Origin of the sequence: Ornithinimicrobium cryptoxanthini (assembly GCF_023923205.1) — a bacterium.
In the GTDB taxonomy this organism is placed as follows: domain Bacteria; phylum Actinomycetota; class Actinomycetes; order Actinomycetales; family Dermatophilaceae; genus Ornithinicoccus; species Ornithinicoccus cryptoxanthini.
In genome coordinates this window covers 1,911,933-1,933,859 of sequence record NZ_CP099490.1, presented here as the reverse complement: position 1 = coordinate 1,933,859, position 21,927 = coordinate 1,911,933, and the positions used below count along the sequence as shown (strand labels likewise).

General features: G+C 70.1%; 20 protein-coding genes. 12 read left to right on the top strand and 8 right to left on the bottom strand.

What is annotated here, in order from left to right; genetic code table 11:
* Nucleotides 1-65 precede the first annotated feature (65 nt).
* From kdd to NF557_RS08890, 9 genes are all read left to right on the top strand, one after another.
* Nucleotides 66-1,154, top strand: coding sequence for an L-erythro-3,5-diaminohexanoate dehydrogenase (gene kdd / locus NF557_RS08930; RefSeq protein WP_252618854.1), 1,089 nt, complete (start codon nt 66-68; stop codon nt 1,152-1,154).
* The gene (locus NF557_RS08925; protein ID WP_252618853.1) at nt 1,151-2,752 is read left to right on the top strand and encodes an amidohydrolase; all 1,602 of its coding nucleotides are present in this window, start codon (nt 1,151-1,153) and stop codon (nt 2,750-2,752) included. Before kdd ends, NF557_RS08925 begins: the two co-directional genes overlap by 4 nt.
* Complete coding sequence (kamD, locus tag NF557_RS08920; RefSeq protein ID WP_252618852.1) at nt 2,749-4,338, top strand: lysine 5,6-aminomutase subunit alpha; 1,590 nt, start codon at nt 2,749-2,751, stop codon at nt 4,336-4,338. Before NF557_RS08925 ends, kamD begins: the two co-directional genes overlap by 4 nt.
* Entirely contained in the window at nt 4,335-5,141 is an 807-nt protein-coding gene (kamE, locus tag NF557_RS08915; protein ID WP_252618851.1) for a lysine 5,6-aminomutase subunit beta, read from the top strand. Before kamD ends, kamE begins: the two co-directional genes overlap by 4 nt.
* Nucleotides 5,138-5,530, top strand: a complete 393-nt coding sequence (gene kal, locus NF557_RS08910; RefSeq protein ID WP_252618850.1) for a 3-aminobutyryl-CoA ammonia lyase — start codon at nt 5,138-5,140, stop codon at nt 5,528-5,530. The genes kamE and kal overlap by 4 nt, the downstream gene beginning before the upstream one ends.
* A 581-nt stretch (nt 5,531-6,111) precedes the next feature.
* A complete protein-coding gene (locus tag NF557_RS08905; RefSeq protein WP_252624042.1) occupies nt 6,112-7,212 on the top strand; it encodes a 3-deoxy-7-phosphoheptulonate synthase in 1,101 nt (366 codons plus the stop codon).
* A 48-nt stretch (nt 7,213-7,260) separates the two neighbouring features.
* Nucleotides 7,261-8,754, top strand: a complete 1,494-nt coding sequence (gene lnt, locus NF557_RS08900; RefSeq protein ID WP_252618849.1) for an apolipoprotein N-acyltransferase — start codon at nt 7,261-7,263, stop codon at nt 8,752-8,754.
* An 11-nt stretch (nt 8,755-8,765) separates the two neighbouring features.
* Nucleotides 8,766-9,593, top strand: a complete 828-nt coding sequence (locus NF557_RS08895) for a polyprenol monophosphomannose synthase (RefSeq protein ID WP_252618848.1) — start codon at nt 8,766-8,768, stop codon at nt 9,591-9,593.
* Nucleotides 9,572-10,252 (top strand): FxsA family protein, encoded by a 681-nt coding sequence (locus NF557_RS08890; protein ID WP_252618847.1) that lies wholly within the window; start codon nt 9,572-9,574, stop codon nt 10,250-10,252. The genes NF557_RS08895 and NF557_RS08890 overlap by 22 nt, the downstream gene beginning before the upstream one ends.
* 130 nt (nt 10,253-10,382) lie before the next feature.
* On the opposite strand, the gene NF557_RS08885 is transcribed toward NF557_RS08890, so the two are convergent.
* On the bottom strand, nt 10,383-10,742 hold the full coding sequence (locus NF557_RS08885; RefSeq protein ID WP_252618845.1) for an RNA polymerase-binding protein RbpA: 360 nt from the start codon (nt 10,740-10,742) through the stop codon (nt 10,383-10,385).
* A gap of 324 nt (nt 10,743-11,066) precedes the next feature.
* Here NF557_RS08885 and NF557_RS08880 point away from each other — a divergent pair, with 324 nt between their 5' ends.
* Entirely contained in the window at nt 11,067-11,249 is a 183-nt protein-coding gene (locus tag NF557_RS08880; protein ID WP_252618843.1) for a CsbD family protein, read from the top strand.
* Between the two features lie 133 nt (nt 11,250-11,382).
* On the opposite strand, the gene NF557_RS08875 is transcribed toward NF557_RS08880, so the two are convergent.
* From NF557_RS08875 to NF557_RS08855, 5 genes are all read right to left on the bottom strand, one after another.
* Nucleotides 11,383-12,699 (bottom strand): AI-2E family transporter, encoded by a 1,317-nt coding sequence (locus NF557_RS08875; protein ID WP_252618841.1) that lies wholly within the window; start codon nt 12,697-12,699, stop codon nt 11,383-11,385.
* A 90-nt stretch (nt 12,700-12,789) separates the two neighbouring features.
* Nucleotides 12,790-13,629 carry a D-hexose-6-phosphate mutarotase gene (locus NF557_RS08870; RefSeq protein ID WP_252618840.1) on the bottom strand — a complete coding sequence of 280 codons (840 nt, stop codon included), beginning with the start codon at nt 13,627-13,629 and terminating at the stop codon, nt 12,790-12,792.
* Nucleotides 13,630-13,787: 158 nt separating this feature from the next.
* Nucleotides 13,788-15,353 (bottom strand): aspartate:alanine exchanger family transporter, encoded by a 1,566-nt coding sequence (locus NF557_RS08865; protein WP_252618839.1) that lies wholly within the window; start codon nt 15,351-15,353, stop codon nt 13,788-13,790.
* 13 nt (nt 15,354-15,366) lie between these two features.
* Nucleotides 15,367-16,593 carry a multidrug effflux MFS transporter gene (locus tag NF557_RS08860; RefSeq protein ID WP_252618838.1) on the bottom strand — a complete coding sequence of 409 codons (1,227 nt, stop codon included), beginning with the start codon at nt 16,591-16,593 and terminating at the stop codon, nt 15,367-15,369.
* 153 nt (nt 16,594-16,746) lie between these two features.
* Nucleotides 16,747-17,640, bottom strand: coding sequence for a patatin-like phospholipase family protein (locus NF557_RS08855; protein WP_252618837.1), 894 nt, complete (start codon nt 17,638-17,640; stop codon nt 16,747-16,749).
* Between the two features lie 55 nt (nt 17,641-17,695).
* Here NF557_RS08855 and NF557_RS08850 point away from each other — a divergent pair, with 55 nt between their 5' ends.
* Nucleotides 17,696-18,715 carry an LLM class flavin-dependent oxidoreductase gene (locus tag NF557_RS08850; protein WP_252618836.1) on the top strand — a complete coding sequence of 340 codons (1,020 nt, stop codon included), beginning with the start codon at nt 17,696-17,698 and terminating at the stop codon, nt 18,713-18,715.
* A 58-nt stretch (nt 18,716-18,773) separates the two neighbouring features.
* On the opposite strand, the gene NF557_RS08845 is transcribed toward NF557_RS08850, so the two are convergent.
* Together NF557_RS08845 and NF557_RS08840 are read right to left on the bottom strand one after the other, a co-directional pair.
* Complete coding sequence (locus NF557_RS08845; RefSeq protein ID WP_252618835.1) at nt 18,774-19,931, bottom strand: glycosyltransferase family 4 protein; 1,158 nt, start codon at nt 19,929-19,931, stop codon at nt 18,774-18,776.
* A 53-nt stretch (nt 19,932-19,984) separates the two neighbouring features.
* Nucleotides 19,985-21,325, bottom strand: coding sequence for a uracil-xanthine permease family protein (locus tag NF557_RS08840; RefSeq protein WP_252624040.1), 1,341 nt, complete (start codon nt 21,323-21,325; stop codon nt 19,985-19,987).
* A gap of 110 nt (nt 21,326-21,435) precedes the next feature.
* Between NF557_RS08840 and NF557_RS08835 the strand changes: the two genes are divergently transcribed.
* Entirely contained in the window at nt 21,436-21,873 is a 438-nt protein-coding gene (locus NF557_RS08835) for an MmcQ/YjbR family DNA-binding protein (protein WP_252618834.1), read from the top strand.
* Nucleotides 21,874-21,927: the final 54 nt, after the last annotated feature.

Genomic DNA, 21,927 nt, shown 5'->3' with positions numbered 1-21,927 from the left:
TATCTTCCGGTGAAAGCGAACACCCGCCGGAGGATTTCTTGTGCCAAAGCCTCATGGGAGGACGAATGACTGCGACCAGCCCCGTCGGGCTGCACCGGGTCCTGGAACCGGTCGGCAGCGGACTGACCCTGCCGCAGGCTGCCCAGCGGCTGGATGACAGCCCGCAGATCGGCGCCGACGAGGTGCGCATCGACATCGAGGTGCTCAACCTCGACGCGGCGTCCTATCGCCAGATGGAGGGCAAACACACCCGCTCGGACGGCACCGTGGACGGAGCCGCCGTCCGCGCAGAGGTCCTCGAGATCGTGGCCAGCCGGGGCAAGATGCAGAACCCGGTGACCGGGTCGGGTGGCATGCTGATCGGCCGCGTCGCCGAGGTCGGGCCCGACAGCACGCTGGGGCTGCAGCCGGGAGACCACGTCGCCACGCTGGTCTCGCTGTCGCTGACACCGCTGCGGATCACCGACGGGCTCGCGGCGTGGGACGGCCTGGGGGAGCGGGTCCCGGCGAAGGGGCACGCGATCCTGTTTGGTCGCTCCATCGCGGCGGTGCTGCCCGAAGACCTGGATGCCGAGCTCGCCCTGATGGTGATGGACGTCTGCGGAGCCCCGGCGCTGGTCTCCCGGGTCGTCACCGAGCACCGTGCGCGCACCGGTCAGGACCCGGTCGTGACCGTGCTCGGTGGGGCCGGCAAGTCCGGGAGCCTGTCGCTGGCCGCCGCCGCGGACGCCGGCGCGGCGCGTCGCATCGCGGTGGTGCCGCTCCAGCGCGAGGCGGACCTGCTCCAGGGCACCGGTCTGGCCGACTCCGTGGTGATCGCCGACGCGCGCTCCCCGCTGGGTCTGCTCGCGGCGGTCGAGCAGGCCGGAGGCCCCGCTGATGTGACGGTCGTGTGCGTCGACGTGCCCGGGTGCGAGCAGCCCGCCATCCTGTCCACCGCCGCCGGAGGCACCGTCATCTTCTTCTCGATGGCTACCAACTTCGCCGCAGCGGCGCTGGGTGCCGAGGGGCTGGCTGCGGATGTCCGCATGATGATCGGCAACGGCTATGTCCCCGGGCACGCCGACTACGCCCTCGAGCTGCTGCGCAACACCCCGGGCGTGCGTGCCCTGTTCGAGTCCCGCCTCGCGGGGGAGCAGACTGGGACCTCGTGACCACCAACCTGCAGCACACCGCTCCGCCCCCGGTCCCGACGATCCTCCTGCGCGGGGGACAGATCCACGGACATCCCGGTGCCACCGCACTGGTGTCCCGCGGCGGCCAGATCGCCTGGATCGGCTCCGCTCAGGAGGCGCGGGCGCACGAGGGGGCCGCCGACGAGGTGGTCGACCTCGACGGGGCCCTGGTGACCGCGGCGTTCAGCGATGCCCACGTGCATCTGACCATGACGGGTCAGGGGCTGGACGGCATCGACCTGTCGGCCACGACCTCGGTGGGGGAGGCGCTACGACTGGTGGAGTCGGCCTCCCGGCACCTGCGGGGACGGCCGATCTATGCCCACTCGTGGGACGAGACCAAGTGGGCCGAGGGAAGGCCGATCACGGCAGCAGAGCTTGACCGGGCGTGTTACGGCGGCGTCGTCTATATGCCACGGATCGACGCCCACTCCGCCAGCGTGTCCTCCGCGATGGCCGCGGTGGCCCGGGTCCGCGGGTTGGACGGGTGGGACGGCAGCGGGGTGGTCACCCGCGATGCCTTCGCCGCCGTCACCAACGCGTTCACCTCGGCGATGACCGACAGCGACCGGGAGCACTACCTCGACCTCGCGCTGCGCGCGGCCTCCGAGAAGGGCATCGGGCTGGTCCACGAGACCGGCGCCGACCACCTCACCTCCGGGACCGACCTGCAGCACGTGCTGGAGGCCGGGCGCCGTCCTGCCCGCACGGCGACCGTCGCCTACTGGGGCCAGTTGACGGCCGACGTGGGGGAGGCCGCTGAGCTCGGCCGCTACCTCGGGGTGCTGGGCCTGGCCGGCGATCTGTGCGCCGACGGCTCGTTCGGGTCGCGGACCGCGCACCTGCTTGAGGAGTATGCCGATGAGCCCGGCCACGGCTACGGCTACCTGAGCGCCGAGCAGATCGCCGCCCACGTCGTCGCCTGCACGCGCGCCGGTCTGCAGGCCGGTGGTCACGTCATCGGCGACGCCGCCCTGCACACCATGGCCGAGGGGTTCCGCCAGGCGGCGGAGGTGGTGGGGGTCGAGGCGATGGTGGCCGCGCGCCACCGCTGGGAGCATGTCGAGCTGCCTGACGCCCAGGTGCTGGCGACGATGGCCGAGCTCGGCATCTGGGCCAGCATGCAGCCCGCCTTCGACGGACTCTGGGGCGGCACCGAGGGGATGTATGCCGCACGGCTGGGGGAGGAGCGTGCCCTGGCCGCGGTCCCGCTGCGCGCCATGGTGGACGCCGGAGTCCGGCTGGCCCTGGGCTCGGACAGCCCGGTGACGTCGATGGACCCCTGGCAGGCGGTGATGTATGCCGTGTGGCACCACAACGCGGACCAGCGGCTGACCGTCGCGGAAGCCTTCGCCGCCCACACTCGCGGCGGCTACGAGCTGGCGGGGCGGGACGGCGGGACCCTGACGCCGGGCCGGGCCGCGTCCTACGTCGTCTGGGACCAGGACGATGACCTGCCGCGCACGGGCGACGGCCTGCCCGACCTGGCGGCAGACCCGCAGAGCCCCCTGCCGACCGCCCGACTGACCGTCGTCGACGGCCATGTGACCTTTGACCGACAAGGAGAACTGACGTGAGTGCCCGCAAGGTCCTGGAGCTCGACCGCGCCGAGGTCCGCCGCGCGCGCAGCCACGCCGCGAGGCTCGGTCAGCCTGTCGTGAAGCTGGCGACCTCGCACACGACCGTCTCGGTCGAGCGGGCGACGCTGCGCCTGGCGGGACTGTCGGGAGCCGACCACGAGCGGGTGCCGTGGGTCAACCACCTGGTCGACGCCGTCCGGGACCAGGTCGGCATCGAGCACGGCGTGACCACGCCCGTGTGGGACGCGTTGCGCCGCCAGGAGGCCCCGGACCTGCTCACCCTGGCCCAGAAGGCCTCCACCGGCGCGGTCACCTTCCAGATCCCCGAGACCAAGACAGAGCTGACCCGCGCCCGACGGGCGGCGATGGCAGCGGTGCGGCCCGGCATACGGCAGATCGACCGGCAACGGGCCACCCGCGAGAAGATGATCACGAGGCTGGGTGACCCGAAGCAGCGCCCGTGGATCTATCTGATCGTGGCGACCGGTGACATCTATGAGGACATCCCGCAGGCCCAGGCCGCCGCCCGGGAGGGTGCCGACATCATCGCGGTCATCCGCTCGACGGGGCAGTCACTGCTGGACTACGTGCCGGAGGGCGCGACCCGCGAGGGCTTCGCCGGGACCTATGCCACGCAGGAGAACTTCCGCCTGATGCGGGCAGCGCTGGACGAGGTCGGCAAGGAGCTGGGTCGCTACATCCGGCTCGTCAACTACGCCTCCGGCCTGTGCATGCCCGAGATCGCCACCCTGGCCGGCCTCGAGCGTCTCGACATGATGTTGAACGACTCGATGTACGGCATCCTCTTCCGCGACATCAACCCGATCCGCACCTTTGTCGACCAGCGGTTCTCGCGGCAGATCCATGCCCGGGCCGGGATCATCATCAACACCGGTGAGGACAACTACCTCACCACCGCCGACGCGGTCGAGGCGGCCCACACGGTCACCGTCTCCCAGCTGATGAACGAGTACTTCGGCAAGGAGGCCGGGCTGGCGGACTGGCAGCTCGGCCTCGGGCACGCCTTCGAGATCAACCCGGACCTGCCGGACAGCTTCCGGATGGAGCTGGCGCACGCCCTGCTGGCACGCCACCTCTTCCCCGACGCGCCGCTGAAGTGGATGCCACCGACGAAGCACATGACCGGAGACATCTTCAAGGGCTTCCTGCTCGACGGGTTCTTCAACCTTGCGGGAGTCCTGACCGGTCAGTCGATCCTCCTGGTCGGCATGATGACCGAGGCGGTCGTCACGCCGTTCCTGTCCGACCGGGATCTCGCGCTGCAGAACGTCCGCTATGTGCTGAACGCGGCCGGTGGGCTGGCCGAGGACTTCCACCCGCCGCGGGACGGTTTCATCCAGACCAGGGCCCGGCACGTGCTGGGCGAGGCGATCGAGTTGATGGACCAGATCCACGTCGAGCCGTCGACGCACGGATGGGCTCCACTCCTCGAGGCGATCGCCGTCGGCACGTTCGGTCACATGAAGCGTCCCGCCGACCGGGGCAAGGGGTTGGAGGGCGTGGCCCAGAAGGCCGCAGACTACGACAACCCGGCCACCACGTTGTTGGAGGAGGGTCAGTGAGCGGCGCAAAGGAGCAGGGCTCGGTGATCCGCCCCTATGGCGACATGACCGGTGACGGCATGATCCAGGTCTCGTTCACCCTGCCGATCCCGCACGACAAGCGGGCCGAGGGCGCGGCCTTGCAGCTGGCCGAGAAGATGGGCCTGTCCCCGGCGCTGCTCGTGCACGCCAAGGCGATGGGCCGTGAGCACACCTTCTTTGTCGTCTATGGCAGCGTGACCCATCTGGTCGAGCTGGACAAGGTCGAGGTCATTGAGCGGGACTTCCCGCTGCTGTCGGCCAAGGAGGTCAACGGGGCCATCAAGAAGTCGTTGCGTCGTCCGCTGGTCGTGGTCGGCGCCTGCATCGGCACCGACGCCCACACGGTGGGCATCGACGCGATCCTCAACATCAAGGGCTTTGCCGGTGAGAAGGGGCTGGAGTCCTACTCCGAGGTCCGGGTGGTCAACCTCGGCGCGCAGGTGCTGGTGCCTGAGCTCGTGGAGGCCGCGCGCGCTGAGCAGGCGGACGCGGTCCTCATCAGTCAGGTCGTCACCCAGCGCGACGCACACATCCACAACACCACGGCGATGTCCGCCGCCTTCCGCGAGGCCTATCCGAGCGGCGAGGTCCCGCTGCTGATCGCGGGCGGTCCGCGCTTCGCCGAGGGAACGGCCCAGGAGCTGGGGGTCGATCGCATCTTCGGCAAGGGCACCACACCGTCCGAGGTGGCCTCCTATCTGGTCCACGCCGTCGCGTCCCGGAAGTCCCGGCCACCGCAGAACCCCAAGAAGTCCTCGAAGCCACCACAGGAGCAGCAGTGAGCCAGGCCACCGTCGGCGACCGCGTCGTCCACTCCCGCTATGTCCCCTACAGTCACGCGCACTATGCCGGCAACCTCGTCGACGGGGCCTACAGCCTGGCTCTGTTCGGTGACGTCGCCACTGAGCTGTGCATCCGCACGGACGGCGACGAAGGACTCTTCGCGTCCTACTCCGACGTGCAGTTCCTCGGCCCGGTGCGCGCCGGTGACTGCCTGGAGATCTCCGCCACGCTCGTGCGCGTCGGGTCGCGCAGTCGAGAGATGGACTTCGAGGTGCGGGTGACCGCCCGCGGCACCAGCCAGCGCGGTGAGTCGGCCGCGGATCTGCTGGATCCGCCCCTCCTGGCGACGACCGCGCGCGGTGTCGTCGTCGTCCCGCCGGCCGGGTGAACACGTCCCCTCGGCGTGTCGTCCGCGACACGCCGGGGTCCGCCTGCCGTTCGTCGCAAAGTGTGACGTGGCGCACCACCACCTGACCTGCATGAACGCGCAAAACCGCAGGTCACTCGGGGTTTGACAGGACGCGCCAGCAGGCTAAGTTAGCTCCCAGGTCCGCAACAGGTTTCATCGCGAGGTGGGGCCACCCTGGTAGCCCGGACCGCCGGTTGCTCGTCCCGTGCCAACGTGTCGACCGCGCAAGGGTGCCGGGACGCATGACTGTGGACAAGTCAGGGTCCGTGCGCTCAGTAGACAACGTGACTTCGGCGACAACCCGTCGCGGGAGGATCGGCACCAACGGCGCACGGACCCTGACTCACAGCACTCACCGGAGCCAGGTACCCTCTAGCCATGCACACCGCTCGCGACTATTGGTTCTTTGGGTCGGCTCCGGCCGGCGCGAGGATCATCTGACGCGCGCACACCGGAGCCGACCAGGGCGTGGACCACACGGTCCGCGCCTTTCGCCATCTCAGTGGGGCGGACGCTTCGGCAGCGAGGGTGATCCCGCCTCCTAGACCTAGAGGACCATGATGAGCCCCCACCCGGACGCCACCGCGGCCAGCAGCACGCACGTCACGACCAACGACCTGCGCGTGCGACGCATGGAGCCGCTGCCCACCCCTGCGGAGATCCTCGCGGAGCAACCGCTGTCCGATGGGCTGGCCGACCTGGTCGCGCGCTCCCGCCAGGACGTGCAGGACGTGCTGCGCGGCGTCGACGACCGGCTCGTGGTCATCGTCGGCCCGTGCTCGGTGCACGACCCGGTCGCCGTGATCGCCTATGCCCACCGCCTGTCCGCGCTGGCCGAGCAGCTGGCCGACGACCTCGTGGTGGTGATGCGGGTCTATTTTGAGAAGCCGCGCACCACGACCGGCTGGAAGGGTCTGATCAACGACCCGGACCTGGACGGCACCTATGACATCCCGCGCGGACTGAGGCTGGCCCGCAAGGTGCTCCTGGACGTCCTGGCCGCGGGTCTCCCCGCGGGGTGTGAGTTCCTCGAGACCACGACGCCGCAATACATCGCGGACACCGTGACGTATGGCGCGATCGGGGCCCGCACGGTCGAGTCGCAGGTGCACCGGCAGCTCGTCTCAGGCCTGTCCATGCCGGTCGGGCTCAAGAACGGGTCGGACGGCAGCGTCCAGGTCGCGGTGGACGCCTGCGTGGCCTCCGCGGCCCCTCAGACCTTCCTCGGGGTCGACGACGCCGGCCGCGCCGCCCTGGTGGAGACCGAGGGCAACCCCGACGGTCACGTCATCCTGCGTGGCGGACGCACCGGCCCCAACTACGACGTCCCGTCCGTGGCCAGCAGCCGTGAGCGGCTCGTCAAGGCAGGACTGACTCCTCGCCTGGTGGTCGACGCCAGCCACGGCAACAGCGGCAAGGACCACATCCGCCAGGCCGTCGTCGCCCGCGAGATCGCAGCCCAGGTCGCGGCAGGTGACGACACGGTCGCGGGGGTGATGCTGGAGAGCTTCCTGGTGGGCGGCCGGCAGGAGCCCGCACCGCACGGTCTGACCTATGGTCAGTCGGTGACCGACTCCTGCATGGAGTGGGCCACCACGGAGCAGGTGCTGAGCGACCTCGCCGCCGCCACGCGCGAGCGGCGGGACCGACGGAGCTCCTGAACCAGGCGGGGGAGCGGACCTCGCAGCGCCGTCACCTAGGGTGACCTCGTGCTGCTCCGCCTGGTCCTGTCCGTCGCCGCAGGATTGTGCCTGTGGCTGGCCTTCCCCACCCACGACCTGTGGTGGATGGCCTACGTCGGGATCGGTGCCCTGGCACTGGCGACCGCGCAGGTCGGGCTCTGGCGCGGGCTGGCCCTCGGCCTGACGGCCGGCCTGGCCTATCTCGTGCCGCTGCTGTCCTGGACCGGCGTCTTCGTTGGTGCCCTGCCCTGGCTGGCGCTCTCTGGGCTGGAGGCCCTGTATGTCGCGGGGCTGGGGGCCGTCTGCGGCTACCTCCAGCGGGACGGGGTGCGGCCCCTGTCCGTGGCCCTGGCCTGGGTGGTCAGCGAGCTCGCCCGGTCCACCACCCCCTTTGGCGGGTTCCCCTGGGCGCGGGTGGGCTTCAGCCAGGCCGACGCGCCCCTGCTGGCCGTGGCGTCATGGCTCGGCACACCCGGTGTCACCTTTGTCGCAGCCCTCGTCGGAGCCCTGGGGGCACTCGCCCTGGAACGCGCCGTGCGCGGACCCAGCCGCTGGGTGGCCCCGGCTGCCGGGCTGACAGCGGCTGTGCTGCTCGTCGGCCCACTGGCGATCCCACGTCCGATCGACGGTGAGCCCCTTCAGGTCCTGGGCGTGCAGGGCAACGTGCCGGAGATGACCCTGGAGTTCAACGCACAGCGTCGCGCCGTCCTGGACAAGCACGTCTCCACCACGCTGCACGCAGCGGAGCTGGTCGAGCGTGGGGAGCTGGCGGCACCGGAGCTGGTGCTGTGGCCCGAGAACGCCTCTGACATCGATCCGCTGCGCAACCAGGACGCCGCCATGGCGATCGCCGAGGCGGTCGCGGCGCTGGACGTGCCCCTGATCGTGGGGGCTGTCCTGCGGGAACCGGAGGACCACTCCACCAACGCCAGCCTGCTCTATCTGCCGGGGGAGGGCGTAGTCGATCGTTATGTCAAGCAGCGACCGGTGCCGTTCGGCGAGTACATCCCCTATCGGGACTTCTTCCGGCTCTTCAGCGACCAGGTCGACCTCGTGGCCCGCGACTTCGTGGCCGGCACCGAGCCCGGGGTGCTGACGGTCCCGCTCGCAGGTCGTGACCTCATGCTCGGCGTCGCGATCTGCTTCGAGGTCGTGGTGGATGACCTGATGCGCGAAAACGTCCTGCTGGGCGCGGAGGTCCTGTTCGTCCCGACCAACAACGCGACCTTCGGCTTCACCGCCGAGTCCGAGCAGCAGCTGGCCGCCTCCCGGGTCAAGGCGGTCGAGCTGGGCCGAGCGGTGGTGCACGTGAGCACCGTCGGGGTCAGCGGCCTGGTCATGCCGGACGGGTCGGTGCATGACAAGACCGAGCTCTTCACCCAGGACATCATCTCCGGGTCCGTGCCGCGCCGGACCGACCTGACCCTGGCGGCGGAGTTGGGCTGGTGGCCCGAGCGGATCGCCGTCGCCGGGCTGGCCGCGATGATCCTCGGCGCGGTTCTGACCCGCCGCCGGCGTTAGGCTGCTGGGACATGTCTCCTCAGCAAGGCAGGTCCTCCAGCACCATGAAGCAGCCCCTCGGACGGGTCGTCGTCCTCATCCCGACCTACAACGAGAAGGACTCCCTTCCCGGCGTGGTCGCGCGCGTGCGCGCAGCCCAGCCGCAGGTCGACATCCTGGTCCTGGATGACAACAGCCCGGACGGCACCGGCGCCCTCGCCGACGAGCTGGCCTCCTCCGATCCGCAGGTGCGGGTGCTGCACCGGGCGGGCAAGCAGGGGCTCGGTCCTGCCTATCTCGCTGGCTTTGCCTGGGCGGCGGCCGAGGGGTATGACGCGGTCGTCGAGATGGATGCCGACGGGTCCCACCTGCCGGAGCAGCTGGGCACGCTGCTGGCTGCGGCCGAGGAGGCTGAGCTGGTCATCGGCTCGCGCTGGGTGCCTGGCGGGGCCACCCACAACTGGCCACGCTCGAGAGACCTGCTCAGCCGCGGTGCCAACACCTACACTCGCGCCGCGGTGGGCATCCCGGTGCGTGATGCGACGGCCGGCTATCGGGTCTATCGGCTGGACGCGTTGCGCCAGATGGACCTCGACGGAGTCGCTTCCCAGGGCTACTGCTTCCAGGTGGACCTGACGTTGCGCGCGGTCGACCGCGGACTGCGGGTGGTCGAGGTGCCGATCGACTTTGTCGAGCGTGAGGTGGGCACCTCCAAGATGGATCGTCGCATCGTGCAGGAGGCTCTGGGCCGGGTGACCCTGTGGGGGATCAGCCGTCGTGGGGCGCAGGTCGGCGCCGCAGCGCGTCGGGCGGTCGGCCGGATCGGATCGGGCGGGACATGGCGCGAACTGACGGACTGAGCGGCCCGATCCGCCCGGACGACAGCGGTTCGGGCAGCGGACCTGGCGCGGCCGGATCAGGAAGGACCGGGTCTGCAGGCGGTGGCGGCCCCTCGGGGCGCCGGCGGGTCTCCAGCACGCGGCCCGGTCGCCGCCGAGCGCCCCGCAGACTGCGTCTGATCTTTGCCGGGGTGATGCTGCTGGTGCTCCTGGAGATCGTGGTGCTGATCGCGGTGGGCCAGGCCATCGGTCCGTGGTGGACGATCGGGCTGCTGCTGCTCTTTGTCGTCATCGGCAGCGTCCTGGTGCGCCGGGAGAGCTCGCGCACCTGGCGGGCACTGCGCACCGCCGTGGACACCGGGCGGATGCCCGGGCGTGAGCTTGCTGATGCCAGCCTGATCCTGGTGGGCGGTCTGCTCCTCCTGCTGCCCGGGTTCGTCAGCGACCTGCTCGGCATCTTCCTGATCCTGCCGTTCACCCGCGGCGTGAGTCGCAGACTGCTCCAGGTGGTCCTGGGCGCCCGCGTGGCGACCGTCCTGCCCGGGACCATGCCAGGGGCCGGGGGAGCCAGGTCCCGCTCCGGTGCGGGGACGGGTTCTGGGCCGGGTTCGAGAGGGCCGGGAGGCTCCGACGTCATTGAGGGAGAGATCGTCTCTGAGGACCCGCCGCCCCGCGAGTAAGCCGCGAAACCGCTATCAAAAGACGGGATGGACCAGCAAAACCGCTACCAAATTTGTCGGGAGATCGGCCTGAGAAGCACGAGGCCCACCCGGTTGAACCGGGTGGGCCTCGTGCTGTCGTGTGTGCTGGTCAGGCGGTGCGCTGACGGCGGGGCTTCTCGCCACGCTTTTCGCGCAGCAGCGCCAGGCGCTCCTCGAGCAGCTCTTCCAGCTCGGGGACGCTGCGACGCTCCAGCAGCATGTCCCAGTGGGTGCGGGGGGCCTTGACCGGCTTGAGCTCGGGCTCGGGGCCGTCGTTCAACTTGCCGTTCAGGCCGCAGCGGCACTCCCAGATGCCCGGGATCTCAGCCTCGACGGAGAAGGGCAGCTCGGTCACGTGACCGTCGGGGCAGGTGTAGGCGACCATCTGACGCTCGGAGAAGGTGACGCCCTCGTCACTCTCGAAGGACAACCAGGACAGGTTGGTGCCTCGCAGGGACCTCTCGGCCATGTCGAACTCCCATCGTGTTGGTGAACACGGTTAAACAATCTGGCGGACTGTTGGTGTCAACGCTCGCGGCGAGCGTCGTGTTCCCACCGGTGGCACCGGGGAGAACGCACGCGTGGACGCGGCGCAGTCCGGCATGCGGACCTCGCAGGCACCTTTGGAGGGGATAGCCCTACAGTTTAGCGACTCTCGGGGTTGGGGCGCCAATCCGCAGGTCACCCCCCACTGGTGGGTCTTGGGAGCAGGGGGGGTGCCGCTGCGGTTGCGCTGATCTTCCGCCCGAGTGACAGTGGTGGAGACCGAGAACCACCGACCTGGAGGTTAGTTATGGGTATGGGCGACAAGATCAAGAACGCTGCCGAAGAGGCCAAGGGCAAGGCCAAGGAGTCCTACGGAGACGCGACGGACGACAAGAGCATGCAGGCCGAGGGCATGGTCGACCAGGCCAAGGCTGACACCAAGCAGGAGGGCGAGAAGCTCAAGGACGCCTGGGACGACAACACGAAGTAGTGGTCCGCAGACCACGAAAGTAGTGGTCCGCAGACCACGAGGGGCCGCGCCGACTCAGTCGGTGCGGCCCTCTCGTGTGTCCTGAGTGCAGAAGCAGCGCCGCGCGCGGGTGTGTCTCGTCTGGGCTGGCGGCTCAGCGACGCCGCAAGCGGCGGCGCAGCCGTCCGAGCGGGCTGGACCCGGTCGCGGTGCTCGCGGGGGCAGCCGCCACGTCTGCGGAGTCTGCCGGCGCCTGCGGTCGGTGCTCCTTCGCGGCGCGCTCCCCTTCCTGGGCCGTGATGACCCCCTCTGGCGTGGCCAGGGTCAGATCCCCTGGATGCAGGTCGCCGGTGCGCAGATCGACCTGCTCGGAGAAGTAGCGCAGTGCCACGATCGCCGAGGCTGCGATGGGGACGGCCAGGAACGCACCCGGGATGCCGAACAATGTGCCACCGGCGGCGACCGAGAGCAGGATGATGCCCGGGTGCATCTGCATGGTGCGGCTCTGCAGCACGGGCTGCAGGACATTGCCCTCCACCTGCTGGACGAGCAGCACGATGCCCAGCACCCACAACGCGGTCACCCAGCCGTTGGAGACCAGTGCCACCAGGACCGCCAGGGCACCGGCGACGAACGCTCCGACCAGCGGGATGAAGCCGGCCATGAAGGTCAGGATCGCCAGAGCCGGCGCGAGCGGCACCCCGAGGATGACCAGCCCCAGACCGATGAAGACGGCGTCGACGGCGCTCACGATCGCCTGGGTGCGGATGAACCCGCCGAGGGTGGTCCACACCCGGGTCAGCAGCTCGGTCAGGTGACGACCGGCAGTGCGACCGCTCACCTGGCGCAACCATGGCAGGAAGGCCGGCCCGTCCTTGATGAAGAAGAAGGTCAGGACGATGACCAGGGCCAGTGTGACAAAGCCTGAGGTGACGGCCGAGACACCGGTGAAGACGCCCGAGGCGATGTCACTGCCTCGCTCCTGTAGCCACGCGGTGCCCTCTTGGATGGCGTTGCTGATCTGCTCGTTCTCGAGGTTCACCGGGGGACCGGCAAGCCACTTCCTGACCTCCCCGACGCCCTCGCTGGCGCGGTCCACGACATCGCCGAACTGGCCGATGATCGACGGCGCGATCGCCGCGAGGACCCCGATCACCAGGAGCAGTGAGGTCACCAGGGTGATCCCTGCGGCGGCTGCAGCGGGAAGCCCGTGACGCTTCAGCCAGCGCACCGGCCCGGACAGCACGGTCGAGACGATCAGGGCCAGCAGCACCGGGAACAGTCCGACCCAGACCTGGGACATCACCCACAGGAGGATGGCTGTCGCGATGGCGACGACGATAAACCGGCCCGCCCAGATGGCGGAGACCCGCATCGCGTCCCCGATGACCTCGCCACGGTCAATGCCGACATTGGCGTCGGGCCGGACGGGGTCAGACGGCTTCTCCTCGGCACGGCGGTCAGCACTCACGAAAGAACCTCCAGTTGTGCGGCCCGGCCCGCCCTCTGCGGCTCGGCCCGTCTGTTGTGCGCTTCGGCCCTCATGTCCGGGCCCGCCCCATCATGACCCATTGGCGGTGATGACCCGCACCGTTGTGGACAGGGTCTGCTCCTGCCCCGGCTCCAGCGCCACCGCGTGCCCGCCGACGGTTGCTGCCTCGACACACACCATCTGCTGCCACTCATGGTCCGCGAAGTCGGGCATAGCCCTGGCCTTGTCGGCCCACGGGTTCCAGACGACCGTGTTGGGGGACCCCGACTTCTCGATCATCAGGGTGCGCCGCAGCACGGGGTCGTGCACCTGCACCGTGCCCGAGGAGGCATAGACGCGGTCGGTCTCGCCCCCGAAGACCACCGGGCCCTCCTGCGTCGCGTCCGCGCGCAGGACCTTGTCGAAGTAGTCGCACCCGTCGAGTCCGGCGATCTCGACCTGGCGGATGTCGCCGACTTGCAGATAGGTGTGCAGCGCCGCCTCGTAGTCGAACGGTTCCGACCCGTCGTTGCGCACCGTGAGGGCCACCGAGGCTGCCTCCTCGACCGTGACGTGCAGGCGCGCCGTGAAGTCGTGGACGAAGTGCTCGGTGCCCGGCAGGCCCTGCACGTCGGCGTGGGTCAGCTCCCAGGCGAGCCGGAGCGCCGAACCGTCGGAGTCCTCCTGCACGAGCCTCCATGGTGCGACCCGGGCGAAGCCGTGCGCGGGGGTGAGATCACCGGGGCGACCGGGTCCGAACCAGGGCCAGCACACGGGGACACCGCCGCGGATCGGCTGACCCTCGGCATACTCAGACTCGGAGCTGACCCAGATCACCGGGGTGTCGCCGAGGCGCCACTCGGTCAGGTGGGCACCCTGGTCGTGCGTGATGACCGTGCCACCGGCCGTGGGATAGGTGTGTGGTCTCATGTCGCTCCTTGATAGCTGACGAGCAGGGCGACACCGACGCCCGCCAAGATGATGGCTCCCATGCCGACGGGCAGACCGGTCGCCAGCAGGTCACCCAGGGCCGGATCCATGGGCCAAACTTAGTGCCTGGCACCGCACACGGCAGGATGGCGCCGGGGTCACGTCGCGAGGAACTGCACCAGCAGGATCTTGAGGATGATGCCCAGGACGAAGAGCGAGGCGTAGCCCGCCTCCACACGCTCGTCAGAGACCCGGGAGTTCGCATAGGCCAGGATCGCGGGTTGCCCCACGAACCCGGCCAGCCCGCCGGCTGCGCGCTCGGTGCTGGCCCCCGCCAGCCTGGCCACGACGATGAAGAGGGTCCCCGCAACCAGGGTGACTCCCAGCGCCAGGAGGATGACGAGCGCGCCCGTCGTGCTCAACGCCTGGGCGGCGAAGGCCTGGCCCGAGGCGAGCCCGGTCGCGCCGAGGAAGAGGAGCAGGCCCAGCTGCCGGATGGTCAGGTTGGCCGCGAGGGGCAGTCCCCAGTGCAGTGGGCCGGTGCGCTCGAGGCGCCCCAGCACCATGCCCACGACCAGGGGACCCGCCGCAGACCCCAGCGCAAAGCGCAGGCCACCTGGCAGGGGGAGGGTGAGCAGTCCGAGCGCCAGACCCAGGGCGAGACCCACGCCCAGCGAGAACGCGTCGATCTCGCTGACCTTGCGCTCCGAGTCCCCGAACAGGTCGCTGACCTCGCTGAGCCGTCCGCGCGGCACGATGACCCGCACCCGGTCCCCGAGCTCGAGGACACTGTCCTCGGTGGCCAGCAGATCCAGGTCGCCGCGCCGGATCCGGGTGACGATGCCGGAGAAGCGACCGGGGATGTCCAGCTCGCCCACCGTGCGCCCGGCGACCCGCTGGTCAGAGACCACGAAGCGGCGATAGTCCACCTCGCGCCTGTCGTGCGCGAGGTGCTCGACCACCCTGTGCCCCAGGTGGTCTCGGGCCCGCGCGACTGCCTCACGGGGCCCGACTACCACCACCTGGTCCCCGGGCTGCAGCAGCTCCCGCGGGGTCACCACGCGCATCGTGCCGCCGCGCGCCAGATAGGACACCCGCACCGAGCCGTCGCGGATCCCCGGCACGTCCGGCAACAGGGTGGCGCGCTCCACCTGCACCGAGATGTCGACCAGACCGAGCCCGGCTGCGGAGTCCGGGTCCGAGCGGGCTGCCCAGGGACGGGACAGGACCACACTCACGATCAGGATGGTCACCACCACCCCGACCGGGTAGCCCAACGAGTAGCCGACGGCCGGCTCGTCGGTGCCCACCACCTCGCTGGCGGCGGCGAGCGCGGGGGTGGAGGTGAGAGCGCCGGCATACGTCCCCGACTGCAGGGCCGGCTCCAGCCCCAGGAGGTTGCCGAACCACGCGGTTGCCACCGTGACCACGCCCAGCACGGCAACAGCCCCGAGCATGAGCGGCAGCTGCCGGCGCAGGTCGCGGAAGAACCGGGCCCCGGCGGCCACGCCGACGGTGTAGACGAACAGGGCCAGCCCCAGGGACTGGACCAGCTCGAGCCCCTCGCCCAGGCGAGGGTCCAGCGCCCCGACGGCCAGACCGACGAAGAGAGCGCCGGCGGGCCCAAAGCGCAGGGGGCCGAACGGGATCGCCCCGATCAGGGTGCCCGCGGCGATGACTATCGCCATCGTCAGCAGCGGCACGGAGGCCAGCACGTCCACCACAGGTCTCAGCGTCTCATGTGTGGGCCGCAGGCCGCTGGAGCTGCCGGTGCACGATCCAGAACCCCGACCCGACGATCGCAAAGACCGTGCTCGACGTGGCCAGCACGACCAGCGACGAGGTGACGAACGGAGAGATGGCACCGGCGAGCAACGCGTTGAACATCAGGCTCGCGAAGGTGGCCAGGGAGGCCGCGGCCCCGCGGTGGTGGGGGAACAGGTCGAGCATCAGCAGCTGCAGGACCGGGAAGGCGATGGCGACCGAGACCGCGATCAGGCCAGGGCCCAGCACGGCATACGGCAGCCGGGGGGCGATGGTGACCAGGGTGAGGTTGAGCCCCGCCGCGACCAGCGAGAGGGCGATGGCCCCGTCCACCAGCCGGGAGGCGTCGATCCGGCCTGCCATCCGCCCCGAGAGCCAGGCGCCGACCACCAGCCCGCTGATCAGGGGGACGAAGAGCATCCAGAAGTCTTGCTCACCCTTGCCGAGCAGGTCGACCATGAGGATCGGCGCGGAGACGATGTAGACGAACTGGGCGGCGAAGACGAAGGTGGTGGCGAAGGCCAGGCGGGCGAACCCGGGATGACGGCCAACCTCGAACAGGCCGCTCAGGACGGAACCGATCCGCAGGGGGTGACGGTCCTGCGGCGGGAGGGTCTCGGGCAGGACCACCGCGGTCAGGACCGCGATCGCCACGCCGTAGCCCGCGATCGCCCAGAAGATCAGCGGCCAGGGGCCCCACGCCAGCAGCAGGCCGCCGGCGACCGGGGCGATCGCCGGAGCGACGCTGAAGATCATCATCACCTGGCTCATCAGGCGGTGGGCCTCCGCGCCGTCATACATGTCGCGGATCACGGCCCGGCTGACGATCGTCGCGGCCCCCGCCGACGCCCCCTGGAGTGCGCGGGCGGCCAGCAGCACCGGGAGTGTGGGGGAGAGGGCGCAGGCGATCGTGGCCAGGACATAGAGGCCCAGGCCGGTCAGCATCACCGGTTTGCGGCCCAGGGTGTCTGAGATCGGGCCGTGCAGCACGCTCATCAGCCCGAAGGAGAGCAGATAGATGCTCGTGACCTGCTGCATCGCCGCATCGGTGGCGCCGAAGTCACGTCCCATCGAGGCGAAGCCGGGGAAGACGGTGTCGATCGTGAACGGCCCGATCATCGCCAGGCCGGCCAGGACGGCGGTGATGAGTATGCCGGCACGCGCGGGCGAGCGCGGCGCGGAAGGGCGGGCTGTGGTCACCTTGGGAGGCTAGTCGACCCGGCTCGGCCCTCCTACGGAGGTCGCGGTCCTGGCCCAGTCAGGTGTCGCGAGGAGCCACTGTATGCCGCATGACCGACAGTTCCGCGGTGACACTGCGGGGGCGTCCCCGCGCGTCGGTGCAGCGGGAGTGGATCAGGTGCCCAGCCCGAGGAACTCGCGGATGGCCGGCAGCTCTCGCCGGGCCTGGGCCAGTCCCGCCAGGTGGGTCGCGGTGAGCTTGGCGACGTTGCGCTCGCCGTTGCCGACCGGCATCTGTTCGGGGACGAACAGATAGGCCCGACCGGCACGCTCGAGCTCGAAGAGCTCCTCACGGGTGGCGTTGTAACGTGCCGGCCTGGCCAGCAGCGCCTCGGTGATCTCGGGGTACCTGCGGAAGTGGCGGCGGAAGAACCATGCGTTGCCCTGCGGGGGCTTGGTGTAGCCGCGCTCCCGGGTCAGCACCGCCAGGAACTTGTCGTAGCCGTCAGCGCGCGCCGCATCGAGCGGGATCCCGCCCGCGGGGCCGAGCGCCCCATCGACATAGACCTCGCCGTCGATGGTCACCGGCGGCATCAGCACGGGCATCGTCGACGAGGCCTGGATCCGGATCATCAGGTCGTGGATGTCGCCGACGTCCTCCCGCCCCCAGGAGGCCTGCTCGCCGGTGGTCGCGTTGAAGGCACCGATCCGGAAGCGCGCCGGGTTGGCCGTGAAGGTGTCCCAGTCGAAGGGCAGGGCCTGACCGGGCAGACCCGACTCCTGATAGATGTAGCGGGCGTTGAACAGTCCCTCACCGCGCACGAAGGTGCGCAGGTTGCCGAAGTGCGGGTCGGCCGCGAAGTCGGTGAAGGAGTGTCGTGCGCGGAAAGGGTCCTGGGACAGATAGTTGGCGGTGTTGCTCGAGCCGGCGGAGATGCCGCCGGCCCAGCCCAGGTGGATCCCGGCCTCCAGCAGCGCCACCACCAGCCCGGAGGTGTAGCTGGCGCGCATACCACCACCCTCAAACAGGAGAGCGGTGTCGGTGACGTTGGGGGAGGGGGCGACCACCCGGCATACGGTAGTCGCCTGGGAATGTCAGTGTGCCGGCGACGTTGACCAGAGCATGAAGAAGATCGGGTTCCTGTCCTTCGGCCACTGGACGCCGCACCCCCAGTCGGCGACGCAGTCGGCCGCCGACGCGCTGCTGCAGTCGATCGACCTCGCGGTCGCGGCCGAGGAGGCCGGTGCCGACGGGGCCTACTTCCGCGTCCACCACTTCGCCCGCCAGCTCGCCTCGCCCTTCCCCCTGCTGGCAGCGGTCGGCGCGCGCACCTCTCGTATCGAGATCGGCACGGGCGTGATCGACATGCGTTATGAGAACCCGCTCTACATGGTCGAGGACGCCGGGGCGGCCGACCTGATCTCCGGTGGACGGCTCCAGCTCGGCATCAGCCGCGGCTCGCCCGAGCAGGTGATCAACGGCTATGAGCACTTCGGGCACGTGCCTGGCGCGGGGGAGAACGACGCCGACCTGGCCCGGCGCCACGCACTGCGCTTTCTGGAGCTCCTCGAGGGGGAGGGGTTCGCCGAGCCCAACCCCCGACCGATGTTCCCCAACCCACCGGGTCTGTTGCGCCTCGAGCCGCACTCACCGGGTCTGCGCGAGCGGATCTGGTGGGGAGCCGGTTCGCGCGCCACGGCGGAGTGGACGGCCGAGCAGGGGATGAACCTGATGAGCTCGACCCTGCTGACCGAGGACACCGGTGTGCCCTTCCACCAGCTCCAGGCCGAGCAGATCCAGGTCTTCCGCGACGCATGGGCCAGGGCTGGTCACTCGTGGCAGCCGCAGGTGTCGGTCAGCCGCAGCATCTTCCCGCTCGTCAGCGAGCTGGACCACCACTACTTCGGGCTCGAGACCCGCAGCCAGGACCAGGTGGGCCAGCTGGAGGGCGGCCGGGCCCGCTTCGGCAAGACGTATGCCGCCGAGCCGGACCAGCTCATCGAGCAGCTGGCAGAGGACGAGGCGATCGCTGCCGCGGACACGTTGCTGATCACGGTGCCGAACCAGCTGGGTGTCGACTACAACGCCCACCTCATGGAGAGCATCGTCACGCACGTGGCGCCCGGACTCGGCTGGCGCTGAGCCCACGGTGACAGGCTCGCTGCGCTGCCGGTGACGACCTCGCTGTGATGGTTTGGGGTCAGTCCGAGGGCGTGGACGGTGACGTGTCGCCGTCGATGAGCGAGCGCAGTCGCGCACCGAGGGTGTCCCAGCCCCAGCGGTCCCGGGCCCAGACCCGCCCCGCCGCACCCAGCTGCGCCGCGCGGTCGGGGTCACCCAGGACGGACCCGACGGCGTCGGCGATGTCGTGGACCGAGCGGCCGTCGACGACCAGCCCCGTGCGGCCTTCGTCGACGGTCTCGGGGGCGCCCCCAGAGGTGCCGGCGATGACCGGCACGCCAGCCGCGGCGGCCTCCAGATAGACGACGCCCAGACCCTCCACGTCCAGTCCGCCACCCCGGGTGCGGCACGGCATCGCAAACACGTCCGGCATCGCGTGGTGCGCGGCGATCTCGTCCGCGGGGACGCGTCCGGTGAAGAGCACGTCGTCGCCGACCTGGTGCTGGTCCACGAGCTTGCGCAGCGTGCGCAGGTAGCGACCTTCTCCGGCGATCACCAGGGCGGCGCCGGGGACCTGCGCACGCACCTGCGGCATCGCCCGGATCAGCATGTCGGCGCCCTTGCGGGGGACCAGGCGTGACAGGCACAGCACCACCGGCCGGTCACCCAGGCCGTAGCGCTCGCGCAGCTCGGCGCGGCGCTCCGGGTCCGGGCGGAAGACGGTCGGGTCCACGCCGGACGGCAGGTGGGCCAGCTCCCCGGCACCTCGGAAGACAGTCGCGAGCCGGCGCCGGGTGTAGTCGCTGACGTAGGTCACCACGTCGCTGGCGTCCCCGATGCGAGTGAGGGCCTGGCGTGCGCCGGGGGTCATCGACCAGCCGACCTCGTGACCGTGCGTCGTGGAGATGATGCGGTCGGCGCCGGCTCGTCGCAGGGCACCGGCCATCAGCCCCAGCGGTGCAGCTGCCCCGAACCAGACCGTCTCGATCTGGTGGCTGCGGACCAGCTCGGCTGCGCGCCGGGTCACGTCCGGGGTCGGGACCATCACCGTGCGCGCAGACCGGTGGACCTCATAAGGCTGCTCAGCATCGAAGGCCCCGGTCTCGACGTGGCGATAGCTGGAGGTCAGGACAGTCAGGTCCTGCGGCGGCAGCTGGGCCGCGAAGTTGTGCAGATAGCTCTGGATCCCCCCGTGCCGCGGCGGGAAGTCGTTGGTGACGAGCAGGGTCCGGCGCACGGTGGCACGCTATAGGACGGCGCTGACTCACCCGGCGCCCGGGTGGGGGAGCGTCAGCCGCGCGGCTCGTCCCAGGTCGGGTCCGCGATCTCGGGAGCGCGGTTTGTGGACCCACCGACGGTGAGGTGGCCCTCGCTCTCGACTGCTCCGGTGATGCGGTTGATGGCATGCATGCCGTGATAGATCAGCAGTGCCGCGCCGGTGCCCAGGGCGATGCCCTCGAACACCAGTTGTCCGGGTGCCCAGGTGTAGTTGGCGATGCCGATGACCAGCGCGACCGCGGCCGTGGTCAGGTTGATCGGGTTGCCGAAGTCGACGCGGTGCTCGACCCAGATCCGGAAGCCGAGGACGCCGATCATGCCGTAGAGGATGGTGGCTGCGCCGCCGAGGACGCCCACCGGCACCGTCTGGATCGCGGCACCGAACTTGGGCAGGAAGGCCAGGCCGACCGCGGTGAACCCGGCGACCCAGTAGGCCGCGGTCGAGTAGACCTTGGTGGCCGCCATGACCCCGATGTTCTCGGCGTATGTCGTGGTGCCAGATCCTCCGCCGGCGCCGGCCAGTGTCGTCGCCAGTCCGTCGGAGATGAGGGTGCGGCCGATCATGTGGTCCAGGGCGTCGGCCGAGGAGTCGGTCATCTGTGCGACCGACTTGACGTGGCCGATGTTCTCGGCGACCAGGACCAGGACCACGGGCAGGAAGAGACCCAGCACGCTGACGTGGAACTCCGGGGCCATCAGCTGAGGTGCGCCGAACCAGGCGGCGTCGCCGATGGCCGTGTAGTCGATCTCGCCGCGCAGCCCGGCCACGGCATAACCGACCAGCACACCGATCAGGATGGAGAGCCGCCCGAGCAGACCGCGCAGCAGCACGGTGGACAGGATGATCGCAAGGAGCGTGACGAAGGCCGTGACCGGGGCGCCCTTGACGTTGTTCCACGCGGCCGGGGCCAGGTTGAGCCCGATGAGGGCGACGATCGTGCCGGTGACCATCGGCGGCATCAAGGCGCCGACCCAGCCGTGCCCGGCGACCTGCACGACCAGGCCGAAGATGGCCAGCGCGACACCTGCCACGACGACGCCACCGAGGGCACCGGCCGGTCCGTGGGCGCTCTGCGCCGCGGCGATGGGCGCCAGGAAGGCGAACGACGAGCCGAGATAGGACGGCACCCGGTTGCGGGTGATGAGCAGGAAGAGGATCGTGCCGACACCGCTGAACAGCAGCGTGGTGCTCGGGGGGAAGCCGGTGATCAGCGGCACCAGGAAGGTGGCGCCGAACATCGCGACGACGTGTTGCATGCCGATGCCGATCGTGGGCACCCAGGCCAGGCGTTCGTCGGGAGCCACAACCTGTCCCGGCTCGATGCGGTAGCCGTCGCCGTGCAGTCTCCACAGGCTCACGAGATCCTCCTCAGGATGGGTGGGGCAACACCGCAGAACGCCGTGCGGCAGCGAGGTCGCGACCGTGATGCTATCGGGCCGGCATCGGCGAGAGCCAGCGGGTCATGCGGGTGGAAACCACCCGGCATACCGTCGGCGGTCTGGTGCAGACTGCAGGTGTGGTGCAACGTCCCGAGGTCTCACAGGACTGGATCCGCAGACTCGACATCGTCTTCGAGTCCCTGCCGGAGTCCTACCGTGAGCGCGCCTGGGTGGGGCACCGCTGGAGGGTGGGACAGGCCACGATCGCCCACGTCTTCGGCGGCGAGGACCAGCAGTTCCGCATCGTCTTCCGCGCCGAGCTGGCCGAGGTCATGGCCTTCGAGCACCTGGGCCCTCGCTACTTCAGGGCCGGCTGGGGTGACAACGTCGTGGGCATCATCCTCGAGGAGAGCTCCGACTGGGCTGAGCTCGCCGAGATGCTGACCGAGTCCTACTGCCTCCAGGCGCCGGCACGGCTCGCGGACCTGGCGGGCCTGGAGAAGAGCACCACCACACCGTGATCACCGTTCGATCCAGCAGGATCATCTAGTGCCGATAAGGCACATTATGTCAAG

Coding starts and splice junctions, on each gene's coding strand:
- NF557_RS08890 (WP_252618847.1), top strand. CDS start 9,572: ATGGCGCGAACTGACGGACTGAGCGGCCCGATCCGCCCGGACGACAGC.
- NF557_RS08905 (WP_252624042.1), top strand. CDS start 6,112: ATGAGCCCCCACCCGGACGCCACCGCGGCCAGCAGCACGCACGTCACG.
- NF557_RS08880 (WP_252618843.1), top strand. CDS start 11,067: ATGGGTATGGGCGACAAGATCAAGAACGCTGCCGAAGAGGCCAAGGGC.
- NF557_RS08850 (WP_252618836.1), top strand. CDS start 17,696: ATGAAGAAGATCGGGTTCCTGTCCTTCGGCCACTGGACGCCGCACCCC.
- NF557_RS08885 (WP_252618845.1), bottom strand. CDS start 10,742: ATGGCCGAGAGGTCCCTGCGAGGCACCAACCTGTCCTGGTTGTCCTTC.
- kdd (WP_252618854.1), top strand. CDS start 66: ATGACTGCGACCAGCCCCGTCGGGCTGCACCGGGTCCTGGAACCGGTC.
- NF557_RS08870 (WP_252618840.1), bottom strand. CDS start 13,629: ATGAGACCACACACCTATCCCACGGCCGGTGGCACGGTCATCACGCAC.
- NF557_RS08895 (WP_252618848.1), top strand. CDS start 8,766: ATGTCTCCTCAGCAAGGCAGGTCCTCCAGCACCATGAAGCAGCCCCTC.
- NF557_RS08835 (WP_252618834.1), top strand. CDS start 21,436: ATGCGGGTGGAAACCACCCGGCATACCGTCGGCGGTCTGGTGCAGACT.